Annotated in this window: 9 protein-coding genes; 7 read left to right on the top strand and 2 right to left on the bottom strand. The window is 63.7% G+C overall.

Going from position 1 to position 11,429, the window contains the following annotated elements; genetic code table 11:
* Positions 1 to 151 precede the first annotated feature (151 nt).
* Positions 152 to 1,366 carry a glycine C-acetyltransferase gene (gene kbl, locus ACVOK8_RS18740; RefSeq protein WP_481568142.1) on the bottom strand — a complete coding sequence of 405 codons (1,215 nt, stop codon included), beginning with the start codon at positions 1,364 to 1,366 and terminating at the stop codon, positions 152 to 154.
* Between the two features lie 161 nt (positions 1,367 to 1,527).
* Between kbl and ACVOK8_RS18735 the strand changes: the two genes are divergently transcribed.
* The 6 genes from ACVOK8_RS18735 (at position 1,528) to ACVOK8_RS18710 (ending at position 7,713) form a co-directional block, all read left to right on the top strand.
* Positions 1,528 to 2,955 carry an OprO/OprP family phosphate-selective porin gene (locus tag ACVOK8_RS18735; RefSeq protein WP_481568141.1) on the top strand — a complete coding sequence of 476 codons (1,428 nt, stop codon included), beginning with the start codon at positions 1,528 to 1,530 and terminating at the stop codon, positions 2,953 to 2,955.
* Positions 2,956 to 2,967: 12 nt separating this feature from the next.
* Entirely contained in the window at positions 2,968 to 3,990 is a 1,023-nt protein-coding gene (locus tag ACVOK8_RS18730; RefSeq protein ID WP_481568140.1) for a sulfate ABC transporter substrate-binding protein, read from the top strand.
* Positions 3,991 to 4,026: 36 nt separating this feature from the next.
* Complete coding sequence (gene cysT / locus ACVOK8_RS18725; protein ID WP_296251946.1) at positions 4,027 to 4,851, top strand: sulfate ABC transporter permease subunit CysT; 825 nt, start codon at positions 4,027 to 4,029, stop codon at positions 4,849 to 4,851.
* A complete protein-coding gene (gene cysW, locus ACVOK8_RS18720) occupies positions 4,848 to 5,789 on the top strand; it encodes a sulfate ABC transporter permease subunit CysW (RefSeq protein ID WP_481568139.1) in 942 nt (313 codons plus the stop codon). The genes cysT and cysW overlap by 4 nt, the downstream gene beginning before the upstream one ends.
* Positions 5,790 to 5,796: 7 nt before the next feature.
* Positions 5,797 to 6,840 carry a sulfate/molybdate ABC transporter ATP-binding protein gene (locus ACVOK8_RS18715; protein ID WP_481568138.1) on the top strand — a complete coding sequence of 348 codons (1,044 nt, stop codon included), beginning with the start codon at positions 5,797 to 5,799 and terminating at the stop codon, positions 6,838 to 6,840.
* Between the two features lie 120 nt (positions 6,841 to 6,960).
* A complete protein-coding gene (locus ACVOK8_RS18710) occupies positions 6,961 to 7,713 on the top strand; it encodes a TorF family putative porin (RefSeq protein ID WP_481568137.1) in 753 nt (250 codons plus the stop codon).
* Positions 7,714 to 7,849: 136 nt separating this feature from the next.
* On the opposite strand, the gene tdh is transcribed toward ACVOK8_RS18710, so the two are convergent.
* Entirely contained in the window at positions 7,850 to 8,884 is a 1,035-nt protein-coding gene (gene tdh / locus ACVOK8_RS18705) for an L-threonine 3-dehydrogenase (RefSeq protein WP_282273214.1), read from the bottom strand.
* A 135-nt stretch (positions 8,885 to 9,019) separates the two neighbouring features.
* Here tdh and ACVOK8_RS18700 point away from each other — a divergent pair, with 135 nt between their 5' ends.
* Complete coding sequence (locus ACVOK8_RS18700; RefSeq protein WP_481568136.1) at positions 9,020 to 11,185, top strand: S46 family peptidase; 2,166 nt, start codon at positions 9,020 to 9,022, stop codon at positions 11,183 to 11,185.
* Positions 11,186 to 11,429 lie beyond the last annotated feature (244 nt).

The raw sequence follows: 11,429 nt of genomic DNA, 5'->3' as shown, positions 1-11,429 counted from the left end.
CCGCGGCGCCGCCCCGCCCCCCCCCCCCCCCCCCCCCCCCCCCACTACGGGGTAAATCGGTAAGGCCTCTGCCGAGCATGGCTCGGCACTACAGGACAAAAAAAACAGGCGCCTTTCGGCGCCTGTTTGCATTTCAATCCAAGGCCAACACTCAGCCCTTGATCACGCCCAGCTCCAGACCAATCCGGGTGAAGGCATCGATCGCGCGGTCCAGGTGTGCGCGGCTGTGCGCGGCGCTGATCTGGGTGCGGATGCGGGCCTGGCCCTTGGGCACCACCGGGAAGAAGAAGCCGATCGCATAGATGCCTTCTTCCAGCAGGCGCTGGGCGAACTTCTGCGCCAGCGGCGCGTCGTACAGCATCACCGGGCTGATCGGATGCACGCCCGGCTTCACGTCGAAACCGGCGGCGGTCATCTTTTCGCGGAAGTAAGCGGTGTTCTCGCGCAGCGTTGCACGCAGGTCATCGGCGGCAGCCAACATCTCGAACGCCTTGATGCCTGCAGCAACCACATGCGGCGGCAACGAGTTGGAGAACAGGTAGGGGCGCGAACGCTGACGCAGCAGTTCGACGACTTCGGCACTGGCGCAGGTGAAGCCGCCCAGTGCACCGCCCATGGCCTTGCCCAGCGTGCCGGTGATGATGTCGATCTTGTCGAGCGCGCCCTTCACTTCGGCCGAGCCGCGGCCGGTGGCGCCGAGGAAGCCGGTGGCATGGCATTCGTCGATATGCACCAGCGCGCCGTACTTCTTCGCAAGCGCGGTGATTTCATCGAGCGGAGCGATGAAGCCGTCCATCGAGAACACGCCGTCAGTGGTGATCAGCTTGGTCTTGCAGCCGGCTGCGTCGGCGGCCTGCAGCTGCGCTTCCAGGTCGGCCATGTCGCAGTTGGCGTAGCGGAAACGCTTGGCCTTGCACAGGCGCACGCCATCGATGATGGAGGCGTGGTTCAGCGCGTCGGAAATGATCGCGTCGTTCTCGCCCAGCAGGGGCTCGAACAGGCCGCCATTGGCATCGAAGCAGGCGGCGTAAAGGATGGTGTCGTCCTTGCCAAAGAACTCGGCAATCTGCTTCTCCAGCTGCTTGTGCAGGTCCTGGGTGCCGCAGATGAAGCGCACCGAGGCCATGCCGAAGCCGTGGCTGTCCAGCGCGTCCTTGGCCGCCTGGATCAGGTCCGGGTGGTCGGCCAGGCCCAGGTAGTTGTTGGCACAGAAGTTCAACACCGTGCGGCCGTCATCGAGGGTGATCTCGGCCGACTGCGGGCTGGTGATGATGCGTTCGGACTTGAACAGCCCCTGCGCGCGGATGGCGTCCAGTTCCTCGGCGTAGTGCCGGGTCAGCGGGGAGATGTTCGCGGTTTCGGTCATGGCAGGGTCTTGCGGTCAAGTGGAACGCCAATTTTAGCCTTCCCCGTGTCCCGGCGTTGTCTTCATGCACAAAGGATATAAGCGCGGCGGCCTAAGTCATTTCTCGGTAACGGGTGTGCACCCGCAGCATCGACCGCACACCCACCCACCAGGAGACGCCGATGACCTTCACACGCCCCCCATTCACCCTGCCATCCAGGAAGCTGTTGTCCCTCAGCCTGGCCCTGGCGGCGTGTGGGGCGGGGTCATCGGCACAGGCGCAGCAACTCACCGTGGAGCAGTTGCAGGAGCGCTTGCAGCGATTGGAGCGTTTGGCCGGCGTCAGTGATGGTGCGACCGAAGGCGTGGGCCTGGCCGATCTGGACCAGCGCCTGCGCATCCTTGAGCGTCGTCTTGAGCTGGCTGACGAGGAGCGTGTTGCCGCCGCCAAGGCTGCACCGAAGATCGCCATCGACCAGAAGGGGGCCTCGTTCAAATCCGGCGACGGCAACTATGAGCTGAAGCTGCGCGGTCTGCTGCAGGGCGATGCCCGCGTGTTCCTGGGCGGCGATGCAAACCAGAACGACACCTTCCTGCTGCGTACCGCACGGCCCACTCTGGAAGGCTCCCTGGGCAAGCTGGTCGCCTACCGCTTCACTCCGGAGTTTGCCGGTGACAGCGCCAGCATCGTCGATGCTTATGCTGATCTGCGTTTCGATCCTGCGTATACGGTGCGGGTCGGCAAGTTCACCTCGCCGGTTGGTCTGGAGCGTCTGCAGTCATCCTCGGCACTGGTCGATGTGGAGCGTGCGCTGGTCAGCGAATTGGCGCCGAACCGCGACCTCGGCGTGCAGCTGCAGGGCGAAGTGGCCAAGGGCAAGTTCAGCTATGCGCTGGGCGTGTTCAACGGCACCGTTGATGGTCGTGATGCGGTCACCAGCAACCCGGATGACGACTTCGAATATGCAGGACGCGTGTTCTTCGAGCCGCTCAAGGGCAGCGACAGCGCATGGGCAGGTCTGGGCTTCGGCCTTGGCGCAAGCACGGGCGAAAAGCATGGCAGCGGCAACAACTTCCTGCCGCGCTATCGCACGCCCGGCCAGGCCACCTTCTTTGCTTACCGCAGCGCCGTGGTGGCTGATGGCGAACACCGCCGCTGGTCGCCGCAGGGCTGGTTCTACCGCAATGGGCTGGGCCTGCAGGCCGAGTACATCGCCTCGGAACAGGAAGTCGCGCGCAATGGCATCCGCAAGCGCTTGGACAACCGCGCCTGGCAGGCCACCGCCAGCTATGTATTGACCGGTGAGGATGCCAGCTACCGCGGTGTCACCCCTTCGCATCCGTTTGGAGCAAACGGTGGCCATGGCGCGGTGGAACTGACCGCACGCTACGGCGAACTGCAGATCGATGATGCGGCATTCCCGTTCTATGCCGATCCAACGGTGTCGGCATCGCAGGTCCGCTCGTGGACAGTCGGTGCCAACTGGTACCTGACCGCCAACCTCAAGTTGGCAACCAACTACCTGCACAGCAGTTTTGATGCGGCTTCCGCTGGCGCGAAGTTGCCTGATGAAAAAGCTGTTTTCTCGCGCCTGCAAGTTTCCTTCTGACGGAGAGCCCTGATGACACATTCCCATGTTTCCCGCCTTGCTACCGCAGCACTGGCGTTCGCCCTGACCTTGAGTGCCGGCGCTGCGTTTGCGCGTGATGTGCAACTGCTCAATGTTTCCTATGACCCGACCCGCGAGCTGTACCGCGATTTCAACGCCGCCTTCGCCAAGCACTGGAAGGAAACCAAGGGCGACAACGTCACCATCGAAACCTCGCACGGCGGCTCCGGCAAGCAGGCGCGCACGGTGATCGACGGCATTGAAGCCGACGTCGTCACCCTGGCGCTGGCCTATGACGTGGACGCGATCGCCGACAAGGCCAAGCTGCTGCCGGCCAACTGGGAAAGCCGCCTGCCGGAAAACAGCGCGCCTTATACGTCGACCATTGTGTTCCTGGTGCGCAAGGGCAACCCCAAGGGCATCCGCGATTGGCCGGACCTGCTGCGCAGCGGCGTATCGGTGGTGACGCCGAACCCCAAGACTTCCGGCGGTGCACGTTGGAACTATCTGGCGGCGTGGGCTTACGGCGATCACATCTTCAAGGGTGACCGCAACAAGGTGCTGAATTACATGCGCGCGCTGTTCCGCAATGTGCCGGTGCTTGATACCGGTGCGCGCGGCGCCACGACTACCTTTGTCCAGCGCGGTATTGGTGATGTGCTGCTGGCCTGGGAGAACGAAGCCTTCCTTGCCCAGGAAGAACTGGGCCCGGACAAGTTCGAGATCGTGGTGCCCAAGCTGTCGATTCTTGCCGAGCCGTCGGTAGCGCTGCTGGATCGCAACGTCGACCGCCATGGCACCCGTGATGTCGCCCAGGCCTATCTGCAGTACCTGTACTCGCCGGAAGGCCAGCGCATCGCCGCGCGCCACTACTACCGTCCGCGCTCGCCGCAGTACGCCGCACCGGCCGATGTGGCGCGCTTCCCGCAGGTGCAGCTGGTGACCATCCGCAGCGCCTTCGGCTCGTGGGGCAGGGCGCAGGCCGAGCACTTTGCCGATGGCGGCGTCTTCGATCAGATCCAGGCGAGCAAGTAGACCGTGTCAGCAACAGCACAAACACTGCAAACACGTGTGCGAAGCCAACGCCGGGTACTCCCCGGCTTTGGTCTGGGTATGGGCATCACCTTGTTCTGGTTGGGGCTGATCGTCCTGATCCCGCTGCTGGGCGTATTCCTGAAAGCAGCAGGGTTGGGACTGGGCGGCATCTGGCAGATATGGACCGAGCCGCGCGTGCTGGCCGCGCTGCGCTTGAGCTTCGGCACCGCGTTCGCAGCGGCGGCGTTCAATACGCTGATGGGTACGTGGGTAGCGTGGGTGTTTGTGCGCTACAACTTCCCCGGCCGGCGCCTGTTCGACGCAATGATCGATCTGCCGTTTGCCTTGCCCACTGCCGTGGCCGGCATCGCCTTGACTGCACTGTATGGCGGCCAGGGCTGGATCGGACAATGGTTGGAACCGTTGGGCATCAAGGTGGCGTACACGCCGCTTGGCATCGTGGTGGCCTTGGTGTTTGTCGGCCTGCCATTCGTGGTGCGCATCGTGCAGCCGGTACTGGCTGAGGCCGAACGTGAGTTCGAGGAGGCCTCGGCAACGCTTGGCGCCACACGTTTCCAGACCATCGTGCGGGTAGTGTTGCCGAGCCTGTGGCCGGCCATGCTGACCGGCTTTGCGCTGGCCTTCGCACGTGGCGTGGGTGAGTACGGCTCGGTGATCTTCATCGCCGGCAATATGCCCAGCGTCACCGAGATCGCGCCGCTGCTGATCACCATCCGTCTGGAAGAGTTTGATTACGCCGGTGCCACCGCGATTGCCGGTGCGATGTTGTTGTTGTCGTTCGTGCTGCTGCTGCTGGTCAATACCTTGCAGGCACGCCTGCAACGCAGGGGGGCGCGATGAACGAGTTGGTGTCGGAGTTGCCGGTGGCTATCGAACGCAATGAACGTGTGGCCAGGCCGCAGCAGGTGACCAGCGAGCCGCGCTGGGTGCAGGTGCTGCTGATTCTTGGCGCGCTGGGCTTTCTGCTGTCGTTCCTGTTGCTGCCATTGGTGCTGGTATTCGTCGAGGCGCTGCGTGGTGGTTTGCTGGCGTTCTGGAATGCGATCAGCGATCCGGATGCCTTGTCGGCGATACGCCTGACCTTGTTGGTAACGGCGATAGTCGTGCCCTTGAACCTGATCTTCGGCGTGGCTGCAGCCTGGGTGGTGAGCAAGCACAGCTTTCCGGGCAAGCGCTGGTTGGTGACGCTGATCGACCTGCCGTTCTCGGTATCGCCGGTGGTGGCGGGTCTGGTCTTCATCCTGTTGTTCGGCCGCGATGGCTGGTTCTGGCCAATGATCGAAGATGGGTTGCGCCTGCATCTGCCGGTATTGGGCGAAACCCTGTTGCAGCTGCCGCGCATCGTGTTTGCGATACCCGGCATCGTGCTGGCCACGGTATTCGTCACCTTTCCCTTCATCGCCCGTGAGCTGATGCCCTTGATGGAACAGCAGGGCAGTGATGAGGAACTGGCAGCGCTGACCCTGGGGGCCAATGCCTGGCAGATGTTCTGGAAGGTGACCTTGCCGAACATCCGTTGGGGCCTGTTATACGGCGTGCTGTTGTGCAGCGCGCGGGCGATGGGTGAGTTCGGCGCGGTGTCGGTGGTGTCCGGGCATATCCGTGGGCGCACCAATACGCTGCCGCTGCACGTTGAAATTCTCTACAACGAATACGCCTACAGCGCTGCCTTTGCCTGCGCCTCGCTGCTGGCCGCCACCGCCTTGCTGACGCTGGTGGTGAAATCTTTCCTGGAGTGGCGCCACGGTCAATCGCTGGCCGCCGCCCACCGTCATTGAGGTCGCAATGAACATCCGCATACACAACCTGGGCAAGCAGTACGGCACGTTTCCGGCTTTGGATGGCGTGAGTTTGGATATCCGCAGCGGTGAACTGCTGGCGCTGCTGGGTCCATCGGGCTCGGGCAAGACGACCTTGCTGCGCGCGTTGGCCGGCTTGGAACATCCTGAGCGTGGCGAGATTCTATTCGATGGCGAAGACGCCACCGGTCTGAGCGTGCAGGCGCGTCGCGCTGGCTTCGTGTTCCAGCACTACGCCTTGTTCAAGCATCTGGACGTGCGCCGCAATATCGCCTTCGGGCTGGAAGTACGGCGCGGTGCCGAGCGTTGGCCGAAGGCACGTATCGACGCCAAGGTCGATGAGCTGCTGGCGCTGGTGCAGCTCGATGGGCTGGGTGGACGCTACCCGGCGCAGCTGTCCGGTGGCCAACGCCAGCGCGTGGCGCTGGCCCGCGCGCTGGCGATCGAACCGCGCGTGTTGTTGCTGGACGAACCCTTCGGCGCGCTGGATGCGCAGGTGCGTCGCGACCTGCGCCGTTGGCTGCGCGAGCTGCACGACCGCACTGGGCTGACCACGGTGTTCGTCACCCACGATCAGGAAGAAGCGCTCGAGCTGGCCGACCGTGTCGCCATCCTCAACCGTGGCCGCATCGAACAGGTGGGTACACCGGGCGAGGTCTATGACCAGCCGGCGTCGCCGTTCGTCTATGGCTTTGTCGGTGAGGCCAACCGGCTGCCGGCACGTGCGCAGGGGCAGACGCTGGAGGTGGCCGGGGCGCAGTGGCCGTGCACGGCCTCAGTGCCCGAAGGCGAGGCGTTGGAGGTATTCGTACGGCCCGAGGATCTGGTGGTCGATGCCGATGGCCACTGGCAGGCCACAGTCGGACTGGTGCAGCGCAGTGGCCCGCGCCAACGTCTGCGCGCGCGCCTGGCCGGCGCAACTACCGAGTTGGAAGTGGAGTTGCCAGCCGATGCGCCGGCCTATGCGGCGGGCCAGTCGATCCGGCTTGGGGCCCGCCGTTACGGGGTCTTTCCAGCAGCTGCGGGCTGAATAGGGCAGGGCTGGGCGGTTGGGGTGAAATAGATGTTGCATCGCAATATAATTGCGGTTAAATATTTGTGAATCGGGATTTGTCCTATCCCGATGCCCCCACTTCCTGGAGAGATCTGCATGATGCACAACAAGCGTCTTGTCGCCGTGGCCTGCGCCGCCCTGTTGTCCGTTCCGTTTGCCGTCAGTGCCCAGGAGAGTGAGGAGTCCACCTCTCCGTTCAGCGCCAGCTTCGGCGTAACCACCGATTACGTGTTCCGTGGCGTGTCGCAGACCGACAACGGTCCGGCGTTCCAGGCTGGCGCCAACTACACCGCGCCGTTCGGCCTGTACGTGGGCGTGTGGGGCTCGAATGTCGATTTCGGTGACGGCGGTCCGAACTTCGAAGTCGACTACAACATCGGCTGGAGCAAGGACCTGAGCGACAGCTGGAACCTTGACCTGGGTGTGAACCGTTACACCTACGAAGGCGCCTCCAGCGGTTACGGCGACATCGACTACAACGAGTACCTGGCCAAGGTGACCTGGAGCGGCCCGGTGACCGTCAGCGGCCTGCTCGGCTATGCCAACGATTACAGCAACACCGGTGCCGAGCAGACCTACAGCGCGCTGGAGGCCAGCTACGACATCGGTGACAGCGGCTTCTCGATCGGCGCTTCGGCCGGTTACACCACGATCAAGGAAAAGGCCAACGAGTGGCCGCGTCGCGCCGATTACTACGATGGCTCGGTGTCGGTGTCCAAGGCGTTCGGCCCGGCAACCGCAACCCTGGGTTACTACGACACCTTTGGTTCGGATGCTGCCGACCTGCGTCGCGAATCGGACACCTACAAGCCGGGCGTGGTGTTCACCGTGTCGGTGGACGTGCCCTGATCCAAGCGTGATCGATGCAAGAGAAAAAGGCGCCGAAAGGCGCCTTTTTCTGTAGTGCCGACCGATGGTCGGCAATGGCTCTACCGGTAATGCCCCATTGCCGACCATGGGTCGGCACTACCGATTCCGCCTGGGCTCAATTCCAGCTCAGCACGACCTTGCCGGCCTTGCCCTGTTCCATCAGGTCGAAACCTTCCTGGAAGCGATCCACCGGCAGCTGGTGGGTCATCACCTTGCCCAACGGGAAACCACCCAGCACCAGCTGGGTCATCTTGTACCAGGTCTCGTACATCTTGCGGCCGTAGATGCCCTGCACGGTCAGGCCCTTGAAGATGATCTTGTCCCAGTCGCAACCAGCGCCCTTGGGCATGATGCCGAGCATGGCGATCTTGCCGCCGTGGTACATGCAGTCGAGCATGTCGTTGAAGGCGCGCGGGTTGCCGCTCATTTCCAGGCCCACGTCGAAGCCTTCCATGTGCAGCTCGGCCATCACGTCCTTCAGCGACTGGTTGGCGACGTTGACCACGCGCGTGGCGCCCATGTCGGCAGCCAGCTTCAGACGGAAATCATTGACGTCGGTGACCACCACGTTGCGTGCGCCGATGTGCTTGCAGATGCCGGCGGCAATGATGCCGATCGGGCCTGCGCCGGTGATCAGCACGTCTTCGCCGATCACGTCGAACTCCAGCGCGCAGTGTGCGGCGTTGCCGTAGGGGTCGAAGAACGCAGCCAGCTCGGACGGAATCTGGTCCGGGATCGGCCACAGGTTGGTGGCCGGCATCACCATGTATTCGGCGAAGGCGCCGTTGACGTTGACGCCGATGCCGACGGTGTTCGGGCACAGGTGCTGGCGGCCGCCACGGCAGTTGCGGCAATGGCCGCAGACGATGTGGCCTTCGGCCGAGACGCGCTGGCCGACTTCATAGCCGGTCACGCCCGGGCCGATCTCGGCGATGCGGCCGACAAACTCGTGGCCGATGGTCAGGCCCGGCTTGATGGTGCGCTGGCTCCACTCGTCCCACAGGTAGATGTGCAGATCGGTGCCACAGATGGCGGTCTTTTCCAGCTTGATCAGCACCTGGTTCGGGCCCGGCGTAGGCACCGGCACCTCTTCCATCCAGATGCCCTTGGTCGCTTCGCGCTTCACCAGCGCCTTCATCGTCTGTGCCATTGCAGGAGACCGCAGTGTGGGGAAAGGAGGCGATTATAAGCTTTCAGCCGTAACCGCCCGGTACTGACCGATGGCAGGGGAGAAGGACGGTTACAACGGCTACAATCGGCCGTTCCAAACTTTCGGTATTGCCATATGCGCCTGAATTTTCTTGCGTTTTCCATCATTGCCGGGCTGGGCCTGGCCCAAACCGCGCAGGCTGCCGAAGGCATGTGGGTGCCGCAGCAGCTGCCTGAAATTGCCGGCCCGCTGAAGCAGGCTGGTCTGAAGCTGGACCCGCAGCAGCTGGCCAACCTGACCGGCGACCCGATGGGCGCGGTGGTTGCGCTGGGCGGCTGCACCGCCAGCTTCGTTTCGCCGCAGGGCCTGGTGGTGACCAACCACCATTGCGCCTACGGCTCGATCCAGCTGAACTCCACCGCCGAGAAGAACCTGATCAAGGACGGCTTCAACGCGCCGACCCAGAAAGACGAACTGAGCGCCGGCCCGAATGCCCGCATCTACGTGCTGGACGACATCACCGATGTCACCGCACAGGCCAAGGCCGCCATCGCTGGCGCCGGCAACGACCCGCTCAAGCGCACCCAGGCACTGGAATCCTTCGAGAAGCAGGCCATCGCCGCGTGCGAAACCGATGACGCCTACAGCTGCACCCTGTACAGCTTCTCCGGCGGCAACACCTACCGCCTGTTCAAGAACATGGAAATCAAGGACGTGCGTCTGGCCTATGCGCCGCCGGGCAGCGTCGGCAAGTTCGGCGGTGACGTCGACAACTGGATGTGGCCGCGCCACACCGGCGATTTTTCGTTCTACCGCGCCTACGTCGGCAAGGACGGCAAGCCGGCCGCCTTCGCCGCCGACAACGTGCCGTACCAGCCCAAGCATTGGCTGAAGCTGGCCAACCAGCCGCTGGGCGAGGGTGATTTCGTGATGGTGGCCGGTTACCCGGGCCGCACCGACCGCTATGCGCTGGTCAGCGAGTTCGAGAACACCGCTACCTGGACCTACCCGTCGATCGCCAAGGCCTACAAGGACCAGATCGCGATGGTCGAAGCGGCCAGCAAGGACAACCCGGACATCGCGGTGAAGTACGCGTCCAACATGGCCAGCTGGAACAACACCAGCAAGAACTACGACGGTCAGCTGGACGGCTTCAAGCGCAACAACGTGCTCGGCCAGAAGCAGGCGGCAGAAACCGCGGTGCTGGAATGGCTGCGCGGGCAGGGCGCTGCCGGCAAGCCGGCGCTGGATGCCTTCGCACAGCTGCAGACGCTGGGCCAGCAGTCGCGCATGAACCAGGCGCGTGACCTGAACCTGGCCATGCTCAACCGCACCGGTACCCTGGGCACCGCCGTGCGCCTGTACCGCCTGGCAATTGAAAAGGCCAAGCCGGACGCGCAGCGCGAAGAGGGTTACCAGGAACGCGATCTGCCGACCATCGAAGGTGGCCTGAAGCAGATGGACCGTCGCTACGTGCCGGCCATGGACCGTCAGTTCCAGCAGTATTGGCTGCAGCAGTACGTGCAGCTGCCGGCCGGCCAGCACCTGTCGGCGTTCGACAAGTGGATTGGCGGCGTTGATGCCAAGGCGGTTGATGCAACGGTTGCGCGTCTGGATGGCTCCAAGCTGGGCAGCCTGGATGAGCGCCTGAAGTGGTTCAATGCCGACAAGGCTGCATTCGAAGCCAGCAACGATCCGGCCATCCAGTACGCCGTGGCAGTGATGCCGGCGCTGCTGGAGCTGGAACACCAGCGCAAGCTGCGCATGGGCGAGGAACTGGTGGCACGTCCGCTGTTCCTGCAGGCCATTGCCGACTACAAGAAGACCAAGGGTGAGTTCGTCTACCCGGACGCCAACCTGTCGCTGCGCATCACCTTCGGCAACGTGAAGGGCTATACCGGCCTGGACGGCAAGGTGCAGCCAGCCTTCACCGACCTGGAAGGCATTGTCGCCAAGGAAACCGGCAAGGACCCGTTCGACTCGCCGCAGGCGCTGATCGATGCGGTCAAGGCCAAGCGTTATGGCGGCTTCGAGGACAAGCGTATCGGCAGCGTGCCAGTGAACTTCCTCTCTGACCTGGACATCACCGGCGGCAACTCCGGCTCGCCGGTGCTGGACGCGCACGGTCGCCTGGTTGGTCTGGCGTTTGACGGCATCTGGGAGTCGGTCGCCAGCAACTGGGTGTTCGACCCGGTGATGACCCGCATGATCTCGGTGGACGAGCGTTATATGCGTTGGATCATGCAGGAAGTGGCGCCGGCGCCGCAGCTGCTGAAGGAAATGGACGCCGCCTCGAAGTAAGTTCAAGTTGCGTGGTTCAAGTAAAAGCCCGGACGGGAAACCGTCCGGGCTTTTGTTTTGCCCCCTCCCTTTCGCGTAGCGAAGGGGAGGGCTGGGGAGGGGTGAGCGTTTGGCCGGCTGATGGAGTCGAGGCCAGGCGACTGTAGTGGCCCCCCGGGGGCGGGGCGACCCGCTTGACCCACCCACTAGGGGCGCGCACGGGGGGGGTTGGGCGGGGGTCTCATTTTGGTGGGGGGGGCCGCCC

The organism is Stenotrophomonas sp. STEN083, from assembly GCF_056759195.1.
Note: the sequence above shows the minus strand (reverse complement) of the source record. Positions and strands in the feature narration are given on the sequence as shown.